The sequence below is a fragment of the Nocardioides astragali genome, assembly GCF_024436375.1.
GTDB classification, from domain to species: domain Bacteria; phylum Actinomycetota; class Actinomycetes; order Propionibacteriales; family Nocardioidaceae; genus Nocardioides; species Nocardioides astragali.
Genome location: NZ_JAFMZM010000006.1, coordinates 434,813 through 456,198 on the forward strand (window position 1 = coordinate 434,813; position 21,386 = coordinate 456,198).

General features: G+C 71.6%; 18 protein-coding genes. 6 read left to right on the top strand and 12 right to left on the bottom strand.

Translation table 11 applies throughout. The features are described 5' to 3' along the window. Positions 1 to 3 precede the first annotated feature (3 nt). Entirely contained in the window at positions 4 to 648 is a 645-nt protein-coding gene (locus J3P44_RS21585; protein WP_255892540.1) for an MOSC domain-containing protein, read from the top strand. 57 nt (positions 649 to 705) lie between these two features. On the opposite strand, the gene tpx is transcribed toward J3P44_RS21585, so the two are convergent. Then, positions 706 to 1,203, bottom strand: a complete 498-nt coding sequence (gene tpx / locus J3P44_RS21590) for a thiol peroxidase (RefSeq protein WP_255892541.1) — start codon at positions 1,201 to 1,203, stop codon at positions 706 to 708. 52 nt (positions 1,204 to 1,255) lie between these two features. On the opposite strand from tpx, the gene J3P44_RS21595 reads away from it, so the two are divergent. Then, complete coding sequence (locus J3P44_RS21595) at positions 1,256 to 2,566, top strand: DUF2252 domain-containing protein (RefSeq protein ID WP_255892542.1); 1,311 nt, start codon at positions 1,256 to 1,258, stop codon at positions 2,564 to 2,566. 21 nt (positions 2,567 to 2,587) lie between these two features. Here J3P44_RS21595 and J3P44_RS21600 read toward each other — a convergent pair whose 3' ends face one another. The 6 genes from J3P44_RS21600 to J3P44_RS21625 form a co-directional block, all read right to left on the bottom strand. Further along, on the bottom strand, positions 2,588 to 3,577 hold the full coding sequence (locus J3P44_RS21600) for an aldo/keto reductase (RefSeq protein WP_255892543.1): 990 nt from the start codon (positions 3,575 to 3,577) through the stop codon (positions 2,588 to 2,590). Between the two features lie 48 nt (positions 3,578 to 3,625). Beyond that, positions 3,626 to 4,000 (bottom strand): MerR family transcriptional regulator, encoded by a 375-nt coding sequence (locus tag J3P44_RS21605; protein ID WP_255892544.1) that lies wholly within the window; start codon positions 3,998 to 4,000, stop codon positions 3,626 to 3,628. A gap of 65 nt (positions 4,001 to 4,065) precedes the next feature. Then, positions 4,066 to 4,860, bottom strand: coding sequence for an NAD-dependent epimerase/dehydratase family protein (locus J3P44_RS21610; RefSeq protein ID WP_255892545.1), 795 nt, complete (start codon positions 4,858 to 4,860; stop codon positions 4,066 to 4,068). Positions 4,861 to 4,870: 10 nt separating this feature from the next. Next, positions 4,871 to 5,707, bottom strand: a complete 837-nt coding sequence (locus tag J3P44_RS21615; RefSeq protein WP_255892546.1) for a purine-nucleoside phosphorylase — start codon at positions 5,705 to 5,707, stop codon at positions 4,871 to 4,873. Positions 5,708 to 5,726: 19 nt separating this feature from the next. After that, positions 5,727 to 7,166, bottom strand: coding sequence for a YncE family protein (locus J3P44_RS21620; protein WP_255892547.1), 1,440 nt, complete (start codon positions 7,164 to 7,166; stop codon positions 5,727 to 5,729). A gap of 67 nt (positions 7,167 to 7,233) precedes the next feature. Next, positions 7,234 to 7,686 carry a gamma-glutamylcyclotransferase family protein gene (locus J3P44_RS21625; protein WP_255892549.1) on the bottom strand — a complete coding sequence of 151 codons (453 nt, stop codon included), beginning with the start codon at positions 7,684 to 7,686 and terminating at the stop codon, positions 7,234 to 7,236. Between the two features lie 69 nt (positions 7,687 to 7,755). Here J3P44_RS21625 and lpdA point away from each other — a divergent pair, with 69 nt between their 5' ends. Continuing rightward, on the top strand, positions 7,756 to 9,159 hold the full coding sequence (lpdA, locus tag J3P44_RS21630; protein WP_255892550.1) for a dihydrolipoyl dehydrogenase: 1,404 nt from the start codon (positions 7,756 to 7,758) through the stop codon (positions 9,157 to 9,159). Beyond that, a complete protein-coding gene (locus tag J3P44_RS21635; protein ID WP_255892551.1) occupies positions 9,159 to 10,550 on the top strand; it encodes an NAD(P)H-quinone dehydrogenase in 1,392 nt (463 codons plus the stop codon). The genes lpdA and J3P44_RS21635 overlap by 1 nt, the downstream gene beginning before the upstream one ends. Before the next feature lie 26 nt (positions 10,551 to 10,576). Here the strand turns inward: J3P44_RS21635 and J3P44_RS21640 are convergent, their stop codons facing one another. Next, a complete protein-coding gene (locus tag J3P44_RS21640; RefSeq protein WP_255892552.1) occupies positions 10,577 to 11,368 on the bottom strand; it encodes a hypothetical protein in 792 nt (263 codons plus the stop codon). A gap of 63 nt (positions 11,369 to 11,431) precedes the next feature. Between J3P44_RS21640 and J3P44_RS21645 the strand changes: the two genes are divergently transcribed. Together J3P44_RS21645 and J3P44_RS21650 are read left to right on the top strand one after the other, a co-directional pair. Beyond that, positions 11,432 to 12,694: a SpoIID/LytB domain-containing protein gene (locus J3P44_RS21645; RefSeq protein WP_255892553.1), complete on the top strand. Its 1,263-nt coding sequence runs from the start codon at positions 11,432 to 11,434 to the stop codon at positions 12,692 to 12,694. Further along, positions 12,691 to 13,632: an SGNH/GDSL hydrolase family protein gene (locus J3P44_RS21650; protein ID WP_255892554.1), complete on the top strand. Its 942-nt coding sequence runs from the start codon at positions 12,691 to 12,693 to the stop codon at positions 13,630 to 13,632. The genes J3P44_RS21645 and J3P44_RS21650 overlap by 4 nt, the downstream gene beginning before the upstream one ends. On the opposite strand, the gene J3P44_RS21655 is transcribed toward J3P44_RS21650, so the two are convergent. From J3P44_RS21655 to J3P44_RS21670, 4 genes are all read right to left on the bottom strand, one after another. Beyond that, positions 13,619 to 17,026 (bottom strand): pyruvate carboxylase, encoded by a 3,408-nt coding sequence (locus J3P44_RS21655; protein ID WP_255892555.1) that lies wholly within the window; start codon positions 17,024 to 17,026, stop codon positions 13,619 to 13,621. The two genes, J3P44_RS21650 and J3P44_RS21655, sit on opposite strands and share 14 nt — an antisense overlap. 100 nt (positions 17,027 to 17,126) lie before the next feature. Then, the gene (locus J3P44_RS21660; protein WP_255892556.1) at positions 17,127 to 18,845 is read right to left on the bottom strand and encodes an FAD-binding dehydrogenase; all 1,719 of its coding nucleotides are present in this window, start codon (positions 18,843 to 18,845) and stop codon (positions 17,127 to 17,129) included. After that, a complete protein-coding gene (locus tag J3P44_RS21665; RefSeq protein ID WP_255892557.1) occupies positions 18,842 to 19,471 on the bottom strand; it encodes a TetR/AcrR family transcriptional regulator in 630 nt (209 codons plus the stop codon). Before J3P44_RS21665 ends, J3P44_RS21660 begins: the two co-directional genes overlap by 4 nt. 72 nt (positions 19,472 to 19,543) lie before the next feature. Further along, positions 19,544 to 21,337, bottom strand: a complete 1,794-nt coding sequence (locus J3P44_RS21670) for an acetyl/propionyl/methylcrotonyl-CoA carboxylase subunit alpha (RefSeq protein WP_255892558.1) — start codon at positions 21,335 to 21,337, stop codon at positions 19,544 to 19,546. Between the last annotated feature and the right edge of the window lie 49 nt (positions 21,338 to 21,386).

Genomic DNA, 21,386 nt, shown 5'->3' on the forward strand with positions numbered 1-21,386 from the left:
CCCGTGACCGCCACTGTCCGCTCCGTCAACGCCAGCGCCGGTGCGCCGGTCCCCGGTCTCCGGCGCCCGAGCGGCATCCACAAGCATCCCGTCGACCGCATCGAGGTGCGCGATCCAGGACCCAAGCGGGGCGGGCTCGGCAGTGGTGTGGTCGGCGACGCCATCTTCAGCCGCAAGCACCACGGCGGGGAGACCCAGGCCGTCTACGCGTTCGCGCGCGAGGAGCTCGACTGGTGGGGCGCGGAGCTCGGCCGCGACCTGGCCGACGGGATGTTCGGCGAGAACCTCACGACCCATGGCCTCGACGTCGATGCCGCCGAGGTGGGCGAGCGCTGGCAGGTGGGGAGCGCGTCGCTCGAGGTGTGCGGTCCGCGAGTGCCGTGCGCGACCTTCGCCAAGCACATGGCCGAGCCCCGCTGGGTGCGGCGCTTCGCCGAGCATGGCCGCACCGGCGCCTACCTCGCGGTCCGCGAGCCCGGGCTGATCGAGCCGGGTGATGCGATCACGGTCCTGCACCGCCCCGGGCACGGACTCACGGTGCCGATGTTCTTCCGCGCCTCGATGGGCGACAAGGAGCTTGCCGCGGTCTTCCTCGAGTCGAACCTGTTGCCTCGGATCGAGCACGAGTGGCTCGCCTCGCGCCAGTGACGAGTCCCGGTGGAGACCCGGGGCGTCGCGGCGCGAAGCGAGCCCTTGGACGGGGCGTCAGGAGAGGACGGCGACCGCGGCGTCGTAGTCGGGCTCGGTGCCGATCGTGTCGGTGATCTGGGTGTGGAGGACCGTGCGGTCCTCGTCGAGCACGATGACCGAGCGGGCGAGCATGCCCTGCCAGCCACCGTCGGCCATCGCGACGCCGTAGTCCTCGCCGAAGGAGGACCGGAACGCCGAGCCGACCTCGACGCGCTCGATGCCCTCGGCGCCGCAGAACCGCGCCTGGGCCAGGGGGAGGTCGACCGAGACGTTGACGACCGCGGTGTTGTCCAGCTCCGCCGCGAGCTCGTTGAACCTGCGGACGCTCGCCTGGCACACGCCGGTGTCGATGCTCGGGAAGATGTTGAGGACCACGCGCTTGCCTGCGGTGTCGGCGTCGGTGAGCTGCTGGAACTTGAGTCCCACCAGGTCCCAGCCGGGTGCCTGCGAGCCGACCGGGGGCAGCTCGCCCACGGTGTTGACGGTGGTGTCGCCGAGTTGTGTGGTTGCCATGGCCCTATTCCTATCGCACGGCCCCTGACACCTTGACGCCTAGAGTGCCCACATGGCCCCCGGCAACCGCACCGCCGTGATCGTCGATGCGCTGCGCGACGCCTTCGCGCCCCTCATGCGCGCCGATCCGGCCGCCTTCCGCGCGAAGTACCGCAAGATGGCCCGGGAGCCGCACGCGTTCTACCGCGGCACCGCCTGCCTGTTCTACAACGACGTGACCGCGGAGCCGGACGAGTGGGCCACGCACGGCGGCGAGCGGATCTGGATCCACGGGGACCTCCACGTCGAGAACTTCGGCACCTACCTCAACTCCGACGGCCGGCTGATCTTCGACGTCAACGACTTCGACGAGGCCTACGTCGGCCGGTTCACCTGGGACCTCCAGCGCTTCGCCGCCAGCCTGGCCCTCCTCGCGTGGCAGAAGGCCCTCCCCGAGGACGCGATCCGCAAGCTGATCGCCCGCTACGCCCGCTCCTACCTCGCCCAGGTCAATCACTACACCGGGACCGCGGACGACGAGGACTTCGCGATCCGGCTCGACAACGCCCACGGACCGGTGCTGGCGGCGCTCGAGGCGGCACGGTTGATGCGCCGCGCCGACCTCCTGGACGAGGTCACGGTCATGCAGCGCGGCACCCGCAAGTTCGCCGAGGACGGGACCACGCGACGCCTCTCGCGCGACGAGCGGACGGAGGTCGTGGGTGCCTTCCGCGACTACCTCGACACGATCCCGGACTCCAAGCGCTTCGACCGCCAGCTCTTCTACGAGCTGCGCGACGTGGTGGGCAAGACCGGCTTCGGCATCGGCAGCGCCGGGTTGCCGGCGTACAACGTGCTGGTCGAGGGCTACAGCCAGGCCCTCGACAACGACGTGGTGCTGAGCATGAAGCAGGCCAACATCCCCGCGCTGAGCCGGTTCGTCGACTCGAGCGAGGTCGACGCCTACTTCGAGCACGAGGGGCACCGCACGGTCGTGAGCCAGCGGGCCCTGCAGGTGCACACCGATCCGCTGCTCGGGCACACCCGCATCGACGGGGTCGGGTACGTCGTGTCGGAGGTGTCGCCCTACGAGGTCGACCTGGACTGGGAGGAGATCAACGAGCCGGCCGACATGCGGGCCGTCGTCGACCTGCTCGGCCGGGCCACCGCGAAGATCCACTGCGCCTCCGACGAGGACAGCCAGCAGGACCTCGTCGACTTCCAGGTCGAGGAGGCGATCGCGCAGTCCGTGAAGGGCCGCCGCAACGAGTTCGTCACCTGGCTGTGCGACTGGGGGATCGCCTACGCCGAGCGGGCGCGCGAGGACCACGCGCTGTTCGTCGACGCCTTCCGCGAGGGCCAGGTGGGGATCGCCTCCACCTGACCCCTGCGGGAGCGATGAGGCTCAGGCGTCGATGTGGGTCATGTCGCCGTAGCGCGCGCCGACCACGGCGTGACGGGGGACGGCCTGCTCCAGCGCGGCGAGGTCGCCGGCGCTGAGCTCGACGTCTGTGGCGCCGACGTTCTCCTCGAGGTAGCGCACCCGCTTGGTGCCGGGGATGGGCGCGACGTCGTCGCCCTGCGCAAGGACCCAGGCGAGCGCGAGCTGACCGGGGGTGCAGCCCTTCTCCGCAGCGATCGAGCGCACCTGTTCAACCAGGGCGAGGTTGGCGTCGAGCGCCTCCCCCTGGAAGCGTGGGAAGTACGCCGATCGGCGGCGGTCCAGCTCGTCGTCGGCACCGCGCCGGGCGCTGATGGCCCCCGTGAGCAGCCCGCGACCCAGCGGGGAGTAGGGCACGAGGCCGATTCCCAGCTCGCGGATGGTCGGCAGGATCTCGTCCTCGAGGTCGCGGGTGAACAAGGAGTACTCGGTCTGCAGCGCGGTGATCGGGTGGACCGCGTGCGCGCGCCGGATGTTCTGCGCGGACGCCTCGGAGAGCCCGAGGTGACGGACCTTGCCGGCCGCGACGAGCTCGGCCATGGCGCCGACGGTCTCCTCGATCGGCACCGTCTTGTCGACGCGGTGCTGGTAGTAGAGGTCGATGTGGTCCACGCCCAGCCGCTGCAGCGAGGCGTCGCACGCCGATCGCACGTAGTCGGGGTGACCGTTGATCCCGACCATGGTGCCGTCGGGGCGCCGCTCGTTGCCGAACTTGGTGGCGAGCTGCACCTCGTCGCGCCGGCCGGCGATGGCCTTGCCGACGAGCTGCTCGTTGGTGAAGGGGCCGTACATGTCGGCGGTGTCGAGGAACGTCACGCCGAGGTCCAGGGCCCGGTGGATGGTGTCGGTGCCGCCCTGCTCGTCAGGAGTGCCGTAGAACTCCGACATCCCCATGCAGCCGAGGCCGAGGGAGGAGACGGTCAGGGCGCCGATCTGTCGCTTCTGGATGCTCATGCCTCCAGCGAAGTCCTTCGAGCGCGCTCGAAGTCAACCCCGCGGGGATCAAGCTCCGGGCGCCACCTTGTTCTCGTAGATCGCGATCTTGTGGTCGATCGCCCGCAGGTGTGAGGTGACCTCGGCCAGCTGGCGCTCGACGACCTCGCGGTGGGCGAGCAGCAGGGCCAGGCGCTCGCCCTCGTTGCCCTCACCCTCGCGCACGAGAGCGGCGTAGCGGCGTACGTCGCGGATGGGCATGCCGGTCGACCGGAGGCGGGTCACCATCTGGATCCAGCGGAGGTCGTCGTCGGTGTAGCGACGGTGGCCCGACGAGGCACGCTCGACCGAGCGCAGCATCAGCCCGTCACGCTCGTAGTAGCGCAGGGTGTGCGCCGTCAGCCCGGTCTGCTCGGCGGCCTCGGCGATGCTCAGGCTGGTCATCGGGTCAGTGTCCGACTTCGAGTGCACTCCAAGTCAAGGCTACGGGGCCCCGGCCTTGCTTCCTGTCAGCCCAGGGCCGGTCGATAGTGCTGGGCGAGAACGAACGGCCCGCCGACGAACTCCGCCTCCGCCTCGTCGTCCGGACGCGGCTCGATCCGGTCGGCGAACTGCTCGGCGTCGTCGCGGGGCTCGTAGCCCAGGCGCCGTCCGGGCTCGAGGTCCCACCAGGCGCGGGTGTTGGCGCTGATCCCGTAGAGCACGGCGTACCCGGGGGCGGGTGTGGTGAGCGCTGCCTCGACCATGCGTACGCCGTCGCCGTGCGAGAGCCAGGTCGAGAGCGCGCGCAGGGAGGTGGGCTCCTCCAGGAACGAGCCGATCCGGCAGGAGACCGCGTCGATGCCGTGCCGGTCGACGAAGAGCCGCAGCAGGGCCTCGGCGGCGACCTTGGCGACGCCGTAGTAGGTGTCGGCCCGGGGGAGCGCGTGCTCGGTGAGCCCACCGTCGGCGCGGGGGGTGCGGCCGACGGCGTGGTTGGACGAGGCGTAGACGATGCGCGGCACCCGGTGCGCGACCATCGCGTCGAGGAGTGCCGCCGTCGTGACGACGTGGGAGGTGAGCTCGTCCGGCAGCGACACCTCGTCAGGTACGCCGGCGAGGTGGACCACCGCGTCCAGCCGCTCCTCGGCGAAGACCGCCGCGACGGCGTCGGGGTCGGCGCAGTCGGCCTCGTGCCAGGTGAAGGGGGTGCCCTCAGGAGCCGGCACGAGGTCGAGGCCGACGACGTCGTGGCCGAGCTCGGCCAGCCCGACCGTGATCACCCGGCCGAGGCTGCCCGCGGCGCCGGAGACGAGTACGCGCATCAGCTGCTCCTCAGATCTTCGTGACGACCTGGCTGAGCAGACCGCCCATCCGGCTGGCCGCGGCCTTCCCCGCCTCGAGGACCTCCTCGTGGTTGAGCGGCTCGCCGCTCAGGCCGGCGGCGAGGTTGGTGACCAGGCTGATGCCGAGGACCTCCATGCCTGCCTCGCGGGCCGCGATCGCCTCGAGCGTGGTGCTCATGCCGACCAGGTGGCCGCCGATGATGCCGGCCATCCGGACCTCAGCAGGGGTCTCGTAGTGGGGGCCGGGGAACTGGACGTAGACACCCTCGTCGAGGCTCGGGTCGATCTCCCTGCACATCGCGCGCAACCGCGGGCTGTAGAGGTCGGTGAGGTCCACGAAGTTGGCCCCGACGATCGGGCTGGTCCCGGTCAGGTTGATGTGGTCGGAGATCAGCACGGGCTGGCCGGGCTGCCAGCCCTGCTTGAGACCGCCGCAGCCGTTGGTCAGCACGATCGCCGAGCAGCCGGCGGCGGCCGCGGTGCGGATCGGGTGGACGACGGCGGCGACGCCCTTGCCCTCGTAGAAGTGCGTGCGGGACAAGAAGACCAGGAGGTTGCGCTCGCCGTCCGGGGTCGAGGTGCGGATCGAGCGGATCTTGCCGCTGTGTCCCGCGACGGCGGCGGCGCTGAAGCCGGGCAGGTCGGTCGTGTCGATCTCGGCGGTGGCCTCGCCGAGCGCGTCGACGGCCGGCAACCAGCCCGAGCCCAGGACGAGGGCGATGTCGTGGCGCTCGACCCCGGTCAGCTCGGCGAGCCTCGCGGCAGCGGAGGTGGCGGCTTCGTAGGGACTCGCGGCGTCGTGGCGGGGTGCGTCGTGGCTGGTCACGCCGGGAACTCTAGACCGCTCACCAGCGGGCCACGACCTCCTCCCGGACCACTCCCTGCCGCACCCGCTGCGGGTGGTCGCCGACCGCGAGGTAGGCCACCTCCGTGCGACGGCGTACGTCGAGCACGGCGACGGCGTCGGACTCGCTGAGCGAGATCCAGCACGTGCCGTGAGGGCCCTCGGTGGTCCAGTAGGGCTTGAGGTAGTCGTGCCCGGTGGTGGCGCGGTCGAAGATCCACCGGCGGGTCGTGCGTGAGTCGACCAGGGCCGCGTAGTCGTCCATCGTGCCGGCCACGCAGAGCGTGCGGTCGTCGTCCCCGATCGAGAGCCCGTGGTGGGCGGAGTCGTTGACGTACTGCTCCAGCGGCATGGTCGGCACGCGGTTGGGCAGCGGCACCACGCGGGTGACCGCCCCGCGGCGGGGCTCGGGCAAGGTGTCGGAGGAGTAGTCGACGACGCCGTTGAGGTCCGGGGCTCGGGTGTCGAACTCGACGTAGCCGTGGAAGAACGAGACCTGGAACCAGAGGAACCGCTCGTCGGGCCCGAGCGCCATCGGCCGCACGGCCGAGCTCATCCCGGGGTAGCCGGCCTCGGCGAGCTCCTTGCCCATGTCCCAGCGCCGGAGGACCCGGAAGTCGCGGTCGCGCACGACCTGCAACCAGCGGTCGCCCTTGACCGGGTCCTCGAGGACCGTGCCGTGGTCGCCGGGGGTGTAGACCCGGCCGATCGAGGCGTGGAAGATCGTGCGTCCGTCGTCGCTGTAGGTGTTCTCGTGCGGTGTCTCGCCCGACTCGAAGGTGCGCAGCCGGTCGCCCATGCGGACGACGGTCCCGTCCGGGAGGGTCTGGCGGGCCATGGCGTACTCGATCACCTGGCGAGCGGTGGAGTCGCTGACGAGGAGCCGGCGCCCGTCGGGTGAGAGGCCCATGTGGTCAGTGCGGTGGCCGTCCATCTGCTGCTCGCGGACGATCGCGGTCGGGTCGTCCGCCGCGGCCTTGGCGATGTCGATCCACACGACGTCGCCGAGGCTGGGGCGCGACACCGCGAGGTAGCGGCCGTTGCGGGTGGTGAACATGTCGTCGACGAGCTGGTCGTGGCCCTCCCCGGGACCCTGCTGCACGGCCAGGTAGAAGGCCAGCCGCTCCGGGTCGGTCCGGATCGCGGCGAGCTCTTCCTCCAGGTCCGGGACGAGGTCGATGCCGCGCCGCAGCACCTCCCGCGTGTCGGCGTCGACCACCGTCGCGGTGCCGGCCCAGTTGTTGCCGACGAACATCACGCTGCGCACGGCGCGGGCCGCCGGCTCGGAGCGGCCGTCGGCCGCGTCGACCTCTGCTGTCCCCGGTGCGGCAGCGGACGACGCGGCCTCGGCCGCCGCACCCATGAGCGGCGCGACGAGCAGGAGGACCAGCAGGAACGCCAGCGGGGTCGACAGGACCCGGTGTGTGCGGTGGTGCGGCATGCCTGTCCAACGCGCGAGCGACGGCGAGGTCACTCGGTGAGAGCGCGCGTGGCGGTCAGAGGCCCGCTCAGAGGCCGGTCGAGCGGCACGCCCGGCGACGCAGCGCCGCGACGTAGTCCTCGGGCGCTCCGGCGGCGTCGGCGGAGTCGGCGAGCACGCCGAGGTAGGACGCGGACGGCAGGCCACCCTCGTACGCATCGAGGACGTAGGCCCACACGACCAGCTCGCCGGTCATCGTCGAGACCCGGACCTTGGTCTTGCGGTAGAGCCCGGTGTCGGCGGACTCCCAGCCGTCGAGAGCCTTCTCGTCCTCGTCGGTGACGTCGTAGACCGCGACGAAGACCTGCTCGAACGGGTCCTGGACGATCGTCGAGAGGGCGCCGTCCCAGCCGTGCTCCTCGCCGCCGAACGTCAGCCGCCACCCCGTCAGCCAGCCGGTCGAGTGGAGGATCGAGTGGGGGCAGCGCTCGCTCATGCGGGCGGGATCGAGGTTGGTCCCGTAGGCGGCGTAGAGCGTCACGAGCGACAGGCTACCCAGCCCGGACGTCCAGTTGTCCCCCTCGACGGGCGGACAACTAGGGTGGGGCCCGTGACCGACACCCACTTCGACACCCTCGTCCTCGGCGCCGGCCCCGGTGGCTACGTCGCCGCGATCCGCGCAGCCCAGCTCGGCCAGAAGGTGGCCGTGGTGGAGGAGAAGTACTGGGGAGGTGTCTGCCTCAACGTCGGGTGCATCCCCTCCAAGGCCCTGCTGAAGAACGCCGAGCTGGCGCACACGCTCCAGCACGAGAAGGCCAAGTTCGGCATCGAGGGTGACGCCACCATGGCGTTCGGCCCGACCCACAAGCGCAGCCGCGACGTGAGCGCAGGCATCGTCAAGGGCGTCCACTTCCTCATGAAGAAGAACAAGATCACCGAGGTCGACGGCTGGGGCACGATCACCGGCCCGACGTCGGTCGACGTGAAGGGCAAGGACGGCCAGACCACCGGCTACACCTTCGACAACCTGATCATCGCCTCCGGCGCGATCGTGCGCCTGGTCCCCGGCGTCGAGCTCAGCGAGAACGTCGTCACCTACGAGGAGCAGATCCTCTCCGACCAGCTCCCGGGCTCGATCGTCATCGGCGGCTCGGGCGCGATCGGCGTGGAGTTCGCCTACGTCATGGCCAACTTCGGCGTCGACGTGACGATCGTGGAGTTCCTCGACCGGATGGTGCCCACCGAGGACGCCGACATCTCCAAGGAGCTCGCCAGGCACTACAAGAAGCTCGGCGTGAAGGTGCTGACCTCGACCGCCGTGAAGAAGGTCGAGGACACCGGCTCCGGGGTCAAGGTCACCGTCGCTCCCGCCGCCGGGGGCGACGAGCAGGTGCTCGAGGCCGACAAGTTCCTGGCCGCCTTCGGGTTCGCGCCGCGGGTGGAGGGCTTCGGCCTCGAGAAGATCGGCGTGAAGGTGTCCGAGCGCGGTGCCATCGAGATCGACGACTACTGCCGCACCAACGTCGACAACGTCTACGCCATCGGCGACTGCACCGGGAAGATGATGCTCGCCCACGTCGCCGAGGCGATGGGCATCGTGGCCGCCGAGACCATCAGCGGCGCCGAGACGATGCCGGTCGAGTACGACTTCGTGCCGCGGGCGACCTACTGCATGCCGCAGATCGGCTCCTTCGGCTACAGCGAGCAGCAGGCCAAGGACAAGGGCTACGACGTCAAGACCGCGACGTTCCCGTTCACCGCCAACGGCAAGGCCATGGGGCTCGGCGAGGCCGTCGGCTTCGTCAAGGTGGTCGCGGACGCCGAGCACAACGAGATCATCGGCGCGCACATGATCGGGCCGGACGTGACCGAGCTGCTGCCCGTGCTGACGCTGGCCCAGAAGTGGGACCTCACCGCCGACGAGGTGGCCCGCAACGTCTTCGCGCACCCGACGCTGGGCGAGGCCGTCAAGGAGGCCGTCCACGGCCTCGCCGGCCACATGATCAACCTCTGATGGCCGACCACATCGTCATCGTCGGCGGCGGCCCGGGCGGCTACGAGGCGGCGCACGTCGCCGCGCAGCTCGGCGCCGAGGTCACCGTCGTCGACACCGACGGTGTCGGAGGGTCGGCCGTGCTCACCGACTGCGTGCCCAGCAAGACGCTCATCGCCACCTCCGAGCTGATGACCGACATGTCGTCGGCGCAGGAGCTCGGGGTCAACTTCCACGACCACCAGGGCGACGCCGCCACCACGATCACCGTCGACCTCGCGCGGGTCAACGCCCGCGTGAAGCAGCTCGCGGCCGACCAGTCGGCCGACATCGCGGCCCGCCTCGACCGCGACGGCGTACGCGTGGTGACGGGTCGTGGCCGGCTCGGGCCCGACCTCACCGTCACGGCCACCACCGCCGACGGCGAGGAGACGCTGCAGGCCGACGCGATCATCGTGGCGACCGGAGCTGCGCCGCGCACCCTGCCCAGTGCCAAGCCCGACGGCGAGCGGATCCTGACCTGGGAGCAGGTCTACGACCTCACCGAGGTCCCGGAGAAGCTGATAGTGGTCGGCTCGGGCGTCACCGGCGCCGAGTTCGCCAGCGCCTACCTGTCCCTCGGCATCGACGTCACCCTCGTGAGCAGCCGCGACCGGGTGCTGCCGGGCGAGGACGCCGACGCGTCCGCCGTCCTCGAGGACGTGCTCACCCGCCGCGGGATGAACGTCCTCGGGCAGTCGCGCATGCAGTCGGTCACCCGCGAGGGCGACACCGTCACGGTGACCCTGACCGACGGCCGTACGGTCAGCGGCAGCCACTGCATCCTCGCGCTCGGCTCGGTCCCCAACACCGCCGACCTGGGCCTCGAGGACGCAGGCGTCACCGTCGACGACGGCGGCTTCGTGAAGGTCGACCGGGTCTCCCGCACGTCGGCGCGCGGGATCTACGCCGCCGGAGACTGCACGGGCGTGCTGATGCTGGCCTCGGTCGCTGCGATGCAGGGCCGGATCGCGATGTGGCACTTCCTCGGCGACGCGGTCTCGCCGCTGGACCTCAAGAAGGTCTCCTCCAACGTCTTCACCTCGCCGGAGATCGCCACGGTCGGGTGGTCGCAGAACGCCGTCGACGCGGGCGAGATCCGGGCCCAGGTCGTGATGCTGCCGCTGGCCGGCAACGCCCGCGCCAAGATGCAGGGCGTGCGCGACGGTTTCGTGAAGCTCTTCTGCCGCCCCGGCACCGGCATCGTCGTCGGGGGAGTGGTCGTCGCACCGCGCGCCTCCGAGCTGATCCACCCCGTCTCGATCGCGGTGTCGGAGTCGCTGACGGCCGACCAGCTGGCTCAGGCCTTCACGGTCTACCCGTCGATGAGCGGCTCGGTCGCCGAGGCCGCGCGGCGGCTGCACCGGGTCTGATCGTCGACGGGTCCTGGCGCGGCTGATCAGCCGTCGCCGCCGCCCCCGCCGCCGTCTCCGCCACCGAAGTCTCCGCCCCCGCCGACGTCCCCGCCGTAGCCGGAGAAGTCGTGGCCGTCGATCATTCCTCCCTCGGCCCACGCACCGGGGTCCGCCCACGCGGCGCCCAGCGGTACCTCGACACCCGCCCGCCCCGCCAGGCCACCGCCGACGTAGGCCATCGTGAGCCGCTCGGCCTCCATACGGCCCTCCTTCACCAGCTCGTGGTACCAGCCTGCGGCCCACGCGGCGTAGAGCGGTCCCGAGGCGAACCAGGCGACCCGGCGATCGCCCAGCCGCACCAGCCGGACCTCGGGCTGCGCGCCGGCGGCCAGTCGCTCGGCGTCGCGGAAGCACACCGGGACCTCGCGGGGCACTCCGCCCACAGGCGCCCACTCGACGTCGCGGCTCGCCGGCCCGTGCGCGGGGTCGAAGAAGCACGGCGGGCGGCGCTCGGGCCGGGCGTCGCCGGCCTGCGCCGCCAGCACGCACGCCTGGTGGAAGCGGCCGTCGGCCAGCCGCGCGGTCACGCCGGTGACGTCCGCAGCCGCCGACGAGCGCCGCAGCGCGGCCTTGGCGTCCTCGTAGGAGTCCAGCGCCCGCTGGTAGTCGGCCCGCATGGCGTCGTCCAGGTCGGTGGACAGGGTGTCGAAGTGCAGCTGCGAGAGCTCCTCGCCGAACCGGGTCACGTCCTCGTCGGCCGCGCGGCGCACGTGCCGGAAGGCATCGAGCTCCGCGAGCTCGAGCTGGTGCCTCTCCCGCCGTCGGCGACCGAGCATGCGCTCCATGATGCCATCGATCCCACGGTCGGTTCCGGGTGTTCTGGACCGGCTGTACTCTGGGTGATTCTGCTGACCGACTTCTCGGGGGAGAACTCACCGATGCTGCGCACCCGCCCTCCTCGCCTGCTGCTCGCGCTGCTCGCCGGCGCCGTGCTGCTGCCCGTCCTGCCCGCCGAGGCCGCGCCGCGCAAGTTGGTAGAGACCTGGGCCACCCCCGGCAGCACCGCGATCACGCTGACCGGCCACGGCTTCGGGCACGGTCACGGGCTCTCCCAGTACGGCGCCCTCGGCGCGGCCCAGCAAGGACTGACCTGGCAGCAGATCGACGAGTTCTACTACCCCGGCACCACGTGGGGCGAGATCAGGGGCAAGATCCGCGTGCTGATCACCGCCGACACCGGTCGCGACGTACAGGTCGTGGCCTCTCGGGGGATCAAGGTCAGCAGCCTCGCCCGCTCGCGCACCTGGCGGCTCCCGACGGTCGGGGCGAAGAAGTGGCGCCTGGTCGCCGCGGGTGACGACACGGCGGTGCAGTTCACGAGAGGTGGCGCCTGGCGGACGTGGAAGAAGGTGCCGGGGGAGGCCGAGTTCTCCTCGGCGACCGGGCTCCTGACGCTGGTGCTCCCCGGGGCCCGCCGTGACTACCGGGGCACCCTGCAGTCGGTCGCGCCCCGCCAGGGCAAGCGGCAGACGGTCAACAAGCTCAGCATGGAGGCCTACCTGCGCGGCGTCGTGCCGCAGGAGGTCCCCGCGCTGTGGGAGCCCGCCGCGGTCAGCGCCCAGTCGGTGGCCGCGCGCACCTACGCCGCGTTCGAGCGCTCGCACCCCTCCGCCGGCCACTACGACCTGTGCGACACCACGCAGTGCCAGGTCTACGGAGGTGCCGACGTCGAGCACCCCGCCGCCACGGCCGCGATCCAGGCCACCGCCAGGCAGGGACTGTTCTACGACGGCCGCCCCGCCTTCACCCAGTTCTCCGCCAGCAACGGCGGCTTCTCCTCGGCCGGGTCGATGCCCTACCTCGTCGCCCAGGCCGACCCGTACGACGGCGTGACCGGCCACAAGTACTCCACCTGGACCACCACGATCGACGACACCCAGGTCGAGAAGCACTGGCCGGCGATCGGCGACCTGACCGCCATCGAGGTGACCTCACGCGACGGCAACGGCGAGTGGGGAGGCCGGGTCACCGACTTGGCCTTCATCGGAACCACCGGCACCGCCCGGGTCGACGGCGACACGGTCCGCTCCTACCTCGGGCTCTACTCCGACTGGTTCACCTTCACGGTCGCCCCGCACCAGAAGGGACCAGCACGCCCGTGACGGGTCCACGCCGGTGGTCGGCGGCGCTGCTCGCCGCCCTGGCACTCGCCGCCACCGGGTGTGAGGCGGGCGGGGTGACCGACGGCGACGCCGGGCTGCCCGACCCGATCGTCGACACCGAGGTGACCACCCCGATCGACTACGTCGCGCTGGGGGACTCCTTCTCCGCAGGCCCGTTCATAGGCACCATGCGCACCGACCCCCAGGGGTGCGCCCGGTCCCGCGACAACTACCCGGCCTTCCTCGCCGACTGGCTCGACGTCGCGAGCTACACCGACGTCACCTGCTCCGCGGCGGTCACCGCGGACCTCTACGCGCCGATGCGGATGTACGACGGCAACATCGCCCCGCCCCAGCTCGACGCGGTCTCGGCCGACACCGACCTGGTGACGATCGGCATCGGCGGCAACGACTTCTCGATCTACGACTCGCTGATCCGGTGCCAGGAGCCCGGCGGTCCCTGCCCGGTCGAGGAGCTCGAGGCCGACGCCCGCAAGGTCGCCGATCGCATCGCGCGGGCAGTGCGACGCATCCGGAAGGCTGCACCCGACGCCGCCGTCCACGTCGTGGGCTATCCCGACATCCTGCCGACCGAGGGCACCTGCCGGGCCGTCGGCGTCCCGGCCGACGTGCTCGGTCCTGTGACCGGGATCGCCGGCCTGCTCAACGACTCGCTGGAGAAGGGCGCGGCGGCGGCAGGAGCGTCGTACGTCGACGTCGAGGCGATCTCGGAGGGGCACGACGTGTGCGCCAAGGGCCGCGCCTGGGTCAACGGGCCCCGGTTCCGCGCCGGCGTCGCTGCGCCGTTCCACCCCAAGATCAACGGGATGCGTGGCGTGGCCGCCGAGGTGTTCCGGCAGGTCACGGGCGAAGATCCGGCGGAGGTCACCGAGTACGCCGAGCCGGACCCGGACGTCGTGGTGCTCAACGAGGGTTGATCACCAGCACGAGGTCGCCGCCCTCGACGGCCTGGGTGGAGCGGACGGCCAGTCGGCTCACCGTGCCGGCGACCGGAGCGGTGATCGATGCCTCCATCTTCATCGCCTCGATGGTCGCCACCGTCTGGCCGGCCTCGACCGTGTCGCCCTCGGCCACTGTCACGGTCACCGCACCGTCGTACGGTGCCGCGACCTGACCGGGGGATGCGAGGTCGGCCTTCTCGGCCGAGACGACCTCGGCGGAGACGCTGCGGTCGCGCACCGACACCGGACGGAGCTGGCCGTCGATCGTGGCCAGCACGTTGCGGAGGCCACGCTCGTCGGGCTCGCTGATCGCCTCGAGCCCGTAGAGGACCTGCTTGCCCTCGCGCAGCTGTACGGGGTGCTCCCCGCCGCGCCGCAGGCCGTAGAGGTAGTCGACGGTCGGCAGCACGGACAGGTCGCCGTAGAGCTCGCGCGACTCGAGGAACGCCGTAGTGGGTCCGGGGAACAGCAGCTCGTTGAGGGTCGCGCGCCGGTCGGTGTCCAGCCCCGCCAGCTGCTCGGGCGTGAGGGTTTCGCTGGGCCGCTTCCAGGTGCGGCCCGCGAGAGCCTTGGTGCGGAACGGCTCGGGCCAGCCGCCCGGCGGGTCGCCGAGCTCACCGTTGAGGAAGCCGATGACCGAGTCGGGGATGTCGTAGGAGGCGGGATCCGCCTCGAACTCCGCCGGGTCGGCGCCGGCTGCGACCAGCGCGAGCGCGAGGTCGCCGACGACCTTGGAGGACGGTGTCACCTTGACGACGTTGCCGAGGATGTCGTTGGCCGCGGCATACATGTCCTCGACCTGCTCGAACTTCTCCCCGAGGCCCAGCGCGATCGCCTGCTGGCGCAGGTTGGACAGCTGGCCGCCGGGGATCTCGTGGCGGTAGACCCGCCCGGTCGGTGCCGGCAGGCCCGACTCGAAGGGCGCGTAGACGCGGCGCGTGGCCTCCCAGTAGGGCTCCATCGCGTTGACGGCATCCAGCCTGAGGCCGGTCTCCCGCGGCGAGTGGTCGGTGGCGGAGATGAGCGCCGAGAGGGCGGGCTGCGAGGTGGTGCCGGCCATCGACGCGCAGGCGGCGTCCACGGCGTCGACCCCGGCATCGATCGCGGCCAGGAGGGTGGCGAGCTGGCCGCCGGGGGTGTCGTGGGTGTGGAGGTGGACGGGGAGGTCGAAGCGCTCACGCAGCGCGGTCACCAGGGTCCGGGCGGCGGGGGCGCGGAGCAGCCCGGCCATGTCCTTGACCGCGAGCACGTGGGCGCCGGCGTCGACGATCTGCTCGGCCAGCCGGAGGTAGTAGTCCAGCGTGTAGAGCTTCTCCGAGGGCGAGGACAGGTCACCGGTGTAGCACAGCGCGACCTCGGCCACGGTCGTCCCGGTCGCTCGCACGGCGTCGATCGCCGGGCGCATCTGCGAGACGTCGTTGAGGGCGTCGAAGATCCGGAAGACGTCGATGCCGGTCTCCGCGGCCTCCTGCACGAAGGCCTCGGTGACCTGCGTCGGGTAGGGCGTGTAGCCGACCGTGTTGCGCCCGCGCAGCAGCATCTGCAGGCCGATGTTGGGGACTGCCTCGCGCAGCGCCGCGAGCCGCTCCCACGGGTCCTCGGACAGGAAGCGCAGCGCCACGTCGTACGTCGCTCCGCCCCAGCACTCGAGCGACCAGAGCTCGGGCGTGGTGCGGGCGACGTGGTCGGCCACGGCGACGAGGTCGCGGGTGCGGACCCGGGTCGCGAGGAGGGACTGATGGGCGTCGCGGAAGGTCGTGTCGGTGACGGCCACGTGCTTCTGGGCGCGCAACCGACGGGCGAACTCGTCGGGGCCGATCTCGCGCAGCAGCTGGCGGGTGCCGGCGGGGACGGGCTGCGATCGGTCGAGTGCGGGCAGCTTGCTGGCCGCCGACACCGTCACCGGCGCCGGGCCGTGCGGCTGGTTGACCGTGACGTCGGCGAGGTAGGCGAGCAGGCGCGACGCGCTCTCGCCGCCGACGCGGGGGCGGAGCAGCTGGGGGTGGTCCTCGATGAACGAGGTGGTCACCCCGCCGGCCGCGAAGTCGGGGTCGGCGAGCACCGCCTGCAGGAAGCCGACGTTGGTGGACACGCCACGGATGCGGAACTCCAGCAGGGCCCGCCGGGCTTTCTGGACGGCCGACTCGAAGGTGCGGCCGCGACAGGTGAGCTTGGCCAGCATCGAGTCGAAGTGGGGGCTGATCTCGGCGCCGGTGTAGGTGGTGCCGCCGTCGAGGCGGACGCCGGGGCCACCGGGAGAGCGGTAGGTCGTGATCTTGCCGGTGTCGGGGCGGAACCCGTTGGCCGGGTCCTCGGTGGTGATGCGGCACTGGAGGGCGAAGCCCTGCGGCCGGACCGAGTCCTGCGTGAGCCCGAGGTCGGCGAGCGTCGCGCCGGCTGCGATCAGCATCTGTGACTGCACGAGGTCGACCGCGGTGACCTCCTCGGTCACGGTGTGCTCGACCTGGATGCGGGGGTTCATCTCGATGAAGACGTATCGGCCCTGCGGGTCGAGGAGGAACTCGACCGTGCCGGCGTTCTTGTAGCCGATCTCGCGCGCGAAGCGCACCGCGTCGGCGCACATCCGGTCGCGCAGCTCGGGGTCGAGGTGGGGGGCGGGGGCGATCTCGACGACCTTCTGGTGGCGCCGCTGGACCGAGCAGTCGCGCTCGTAGAGGTGGATGACGCCGCCCTCGGAGCCGGTGCCGTCGGAGAGGATCTGCACCTCGATGTGGCGCGGGTCGACCACGGCCTGCTCGATGAACACGGTCGGGTCGCCGAAGGCGCCCTCGGCCTCGCGCATGCAGGTCTCGATCGCCTCGCGGAGCCCGGCGCGGTCCTCGACGCGGCGCATGCCCCGACCGCCGCCGCCCGCCACCGCCTTGACGAAGAGCGGGATCTCGCCCCGCTCCTCCAGGAGCGCCTCCGCCGCCTCGAGGAGCGCGTCGACGTCGGTGGAGGGCTCCACCGACGCCAGCACCGGTACGCCGGCAGCCTTGGCGGCCGCGATCGCGCGCGCCTTGTTGCCGGTCAGCGTCAGCACCTCGGCGCTGGGACCGATGAAGGTGATGCCCGCGGCGGCGCACGCCTCGGCCAGCGCGGGGTTCTCCGAGAGGAAGCCGTAGCCGGGGTAGACGGCGTCGGCGCCGCACTTCACGGCGACCTCGACGATCGCCTGCGGGTCGAGGTAGGCGCGCACGGGGTGCCCGACCTCGCCGATCTGGTAGGCCTCCTCGGCCTTCATCCGGTGCTCGGACCACCGGTCCTCGTGCGGGAAGACGGCAACCGTCCGCGAACCGATCTCGCGGGCGGCGCGGAGGGCCCTGACTGCGATCTCGCCGCGGTTGGCGATGAGGACCTTGGAGAACATGGCCCGAAGGCTACTGACGGAGGGTGCGCTGGATCACACGTGTCCGCAGGGCGGGCACCGGAGCCGTTCGGTGCACCGCTGAGCGGTCGGGGACGTCCGCTCAGGTGGCGATGGAGGCAGCGACCGCCCGGCCGGCGGCCCGCCCGGAGAAGATGCAGCCGCCCAGGAAGGTGCCCTCCAGCGCGTTGTAGCCGTGCACCCCGCCGCCGCCGAACCCGGCGACCTCGCCCGCGGCGTACAGGCCCGGGACGGGGGTGCCGTCGTCGGCGACGCACTGCCCCTCGAGGTTGGTCTCCAGGCCCCCGAGCGTCTTGCGGGAGAGGATGTTGAGGCGCACCGCGATCAGCGGGCCGTGGGCCGGGTCGAGGATCTTGTGCGGCTTGGCGACGCGGATCAGCTTGTCGGTGCGGCTGCGGCGGGCGTTGTGGATCGCCATCACCTGGATGTCCTTGGCGAAGGCGTTGTCGACCTCGCGGTCGCGGGCCTCGATCTGCACCCGCAGGTCGTCCGCGTCGAGCTTCGGCCCGCGGGCGAGCTCGTTCATCCCGGTCACCAGCTCGTCGAGGCCAGGTGCCACGACGAAGTCGATGCCGTGCTCCTTGAAGGCCTCGACCGGCCCCGGCGCTCCCTTGGCGAGGCGGCTCTGGGCGAGGAACTTCAGGTCCTTTCCGGTGATGTCGGGGTTCTGCTCGGAGCCGGAGAGGGCGAACTCCTTCTCGATGATCGACTGGGTCAGGACGAACCATGAGTAGTCGTGCCCGGCGGCCAGGATCTGCTTCATCGCGCCGATGGAGTCGGCGCCGGGGACTCCCGACATGCCCTCGAGACGGCGGCCGGTGGCGTCGAACCACATCGACGAGGGGCCGGGCAGGATGCGGATCGCGTGGTCGGGCCAGACCGGGTCCCAGTTGTGGATGCCCTCGACGTAGGCCCACATGCGGTCCTTGTTGACCAGGGTGGCGCCGGCCTCCTCAGCGATGGCCAGCATCCGACCGTCGACGTGCGCAGGGACCCCGGTGATCATGTGCTCCGGGGCCGCGCCCACCCGCTCGGTGGGCCAGCTGCGGCGCATCAGCTCGTGGTTGTGGCCGATGCCGCCGGACGTGACGACGACGGCGGCCGCCCGGTGCTCGAACTCGCCGACCGGGTCGCGGCTGGACTTCACGCCGCGCTCGGAGTCGTCGTCGGCGAGCAGGGTGCCGCGGACGCCGACGACGGCGCCGTCCTCGACGACCACCTCGTCGACCTGGTGGCGGAACGCGAGGCGTACGAGTCCGCGGGCCTCGGCCTGCTCGACCGGGTCGGCGAAGATCCGCACCACCTCGGGACCTGTGCCCCACGTGAGGTGGAAGCGCGGGACCGAGTTGCCGTGGCCGGTGGCCCGGCCGTCGCCCCGCTCGGCCCAGCCGACGAACGGCAGCGACTTGAGGCCGAGGGCGCGGAGGTAGTCGCGCTTCTCCTCGTGGGCGAATCGGACGTACGCCTTCGCCCACTGCTGCGGCCAGAAGTCCTGCCCGCGTCCCGGCCCGTCGGTGCCGTCGCCGTGCCGGTCGAACTGCGCGGAGCCCTGCCAGTCCTGCCAGGCCAGCTCGGGGGAGTCCTTGATGCCCATCCGGCGCTGCTCGGGGCTGTCGACGAAGAGCAGCCCGCCCAGGGACCACCAGGCCTGTCCGCCGAGGGTGTGGCGGTTCTCCTGGTCGAGGACGAGCACCTTCTTGCCGGCCAGGGCGAGCTCGTGGGTGGCGACGAGGCCGGCGAGCCCGGCGCCGACGACGATCGCGTCGGGGGTGAAGTCGCTCGGGTCGGTGTGCTCGGTCATCGGGGCTCCGTCTGGGGGTAGTGGCGGACGATCATCTCGGCGAGCAGCCGCAGGGCGCGCTCGACGGTGCGGCCGGGGGCCGCGGTCGGGTCGGGGTCGAGGGCGGAGAAGGCCAGCCCGTCGAGCATGTTGACGACGACGCTCAGCACGGCGGCGAGGTCGTCGGTCGTGAGGCGGTCGCCCCAGAGCTCACCGGCGGCGGCGAGCATCTGCTGCTGCAACGACTCGCGGGCCGGCAGGAGGGCGGTGCGCAGCTCGGCGTCGGCGCGGGCCGCCACGAGCAGCTCGCGCCAGGTCTGGTTGGCGGGTGAGAGGACGATGGTGCGCAGGTGGCTGAGCACGGCCACCACGTCGTCGACGGTGTCGACGTCGGCCCCCACAGTCGCGCGGAAGGCCTCGACGTTGCGGGTCGCGACGTGCGAGGCGGTCGCCACCAGCAACGCGTGCCGGGTGGGGAAGTGGCGGAACAGCGCGCCCTGGCTGACCCCTGCCTCGGCGCAGACCGCAGCGGTCGAGGTGGCGGCGTACCCCCGCTCCGCCAGGCACGACACGGTCGCGTCGAGGAGCGCGCCGATCGTGCCCTCGCGGCGCTGGGCCTGCGTACGGCGCTCGGTAGGGGTGGGCATCGAGATCACCCGGACAGTCTTACATAAAAAGTGAGCGCTCGCTATCTAAATGCGTCGAGGAGACGCGACTCGTCAGCCCTTGATCTCGCAGATGACGGCGCCGTTGGTGACGGTGGCGCCGACCTCGGCCTGGAGGCTCGTGACGGTGCCTGCCTTGTGGGCCTTGAGCGGCTGCTCCATCTTCATCGCCTCCATGACGACGATGACGTCGCCCTCGGCGACCTCCTGGCCGTCAGTGACGGCGACCTTGACGATGGTGCCCTGCATGGGTGAGGTCACGGCGTCGCCCGAGGCCGCGGCGCCGGTCTTCTTGGTGGCGCGCTTGGCCTTGCCCTTCGAGCCGGCGCCGCCCGCGCCGGCGGCGGCCAGCCCGCCGATTCCGGCGGGGAGGACGACCTCGAGCCGGCGGCCGCCGACCTCGACCGTCACCCGCTGCCGCTCGCCGGCCTCCCACCCAGTTTCAGGGGCCTCGGCGGTGTCGCCGGCGTAGGGCTCGATCTGGTTGTCGAACTCGGTCTCGATCCACTGGGTGTAGACGGTGAACTCACCCTCGCCGGACGGCGTGGAGGCGCCGACGTAGGCCGGGTCGGAGACCACGGCGCGGTGGAACGGGATGACCGTCGGCATGCCGTCGACGACGAACTCGTCGAGCGCGCGGCGCGAGCGCTCGAGCGCCTGGGTGCGGTCGCGGCCGGTGACGATGAGCTTGGCGATGAGGGAGTCGAACGAGCCGGGGATGGTCTCGCCCTGGTCATAGCCGCCGTCGAGGCGTACGCCGGGACCCGCGGGAGCGTGCCAGCGGGTCAGGGTGCCGGGGGCGGGCATGAAGTTGCGGCCGCCGTCCTCGGCGTTGATGCGGTACTCGATGGAGTGGCCGCGGATCTCCGGGTCGTCGTAGCCCAGCTCCTCGCCGGCGGCGATGCGGAACATCTCGCGGACCAGGTCGATCCCCGTGACCTCCTCGGAGACGCAGTGCTCCACCTGGAGGCGGGTATTGACCTCGAGGAAGGAGATCGTGCCGTCCTGGGCGACGAGGAACTCGCACGTCCCGGCGCCGTAGTAGCCCGCCTCCTTGAGGATCCGCTTGGAGGACTCGTAGAGCTCGGTGACCTGCTCGTCGGAGAGGAACGGCGCCGGGGCCTCCTCGACCAGCTTCTGGTTGCGGCGCTGCAGTGAGCAGTCGCGGGTGGAGACGACCACGACGTTGCCGTGCTGGTCGGCCAGGCACTGGGTCTCGACGTGGCGGGGCTTGTCGAGGAACTTCTCGACCAGGCACTCGCCGCGGCCGAACGCGGTGACCGCCTCGCGCACCGCGGACTCGTAGGCATCCGGGATCTCCGCGAGGGTGCGGGCGACCTTCAGGCCGCGCCCGCCCCCGCCGAAGACCGCCTTGATCGCGACCGGCAGGCCGTTGGCCTCGGCGAACGCGACGACCTCGTCGGCGTCCTTCACCGGGTCCTTGGTGCCGGGTGCCAGAGGCGCGTTGGCCTTGTCGGCGATGTGCTTGGCCTTGGCCTTGTCGCCGAGTGCCTCGATCGCGGCGGGCGGCGGGCCGATCCAGATCAGCCCGGCGTCGATGACCGCCTGTGCGAACTCGGCGTTCTCGGCGAGGAAGCCGTAGCCGGGGTGGACCGAGTCGGCACCGGACTCGGCGGCGACCTTCAGGATCTTGGCGATGTCGAGGTAGGACTCGGCGGGGGTCGCGCCACCCAGGGAGTAGGCCTCGTCAGCCAGGCGTACGAAGAGGGCGTCGCGGTCGGGGTCCGCGTAGACCGCGACGCTGCCGATGGCGGCGTCCTTGCAGGCGCGGATCACGCGGACGGCGATCTCGCCACGGTTGGCGATGAGGACCTTCTTCAAGCTCACGCAAGAACTCCTGGGTCGGCGGCGGGGGGCCGGGGTGCGTACCGCTGGG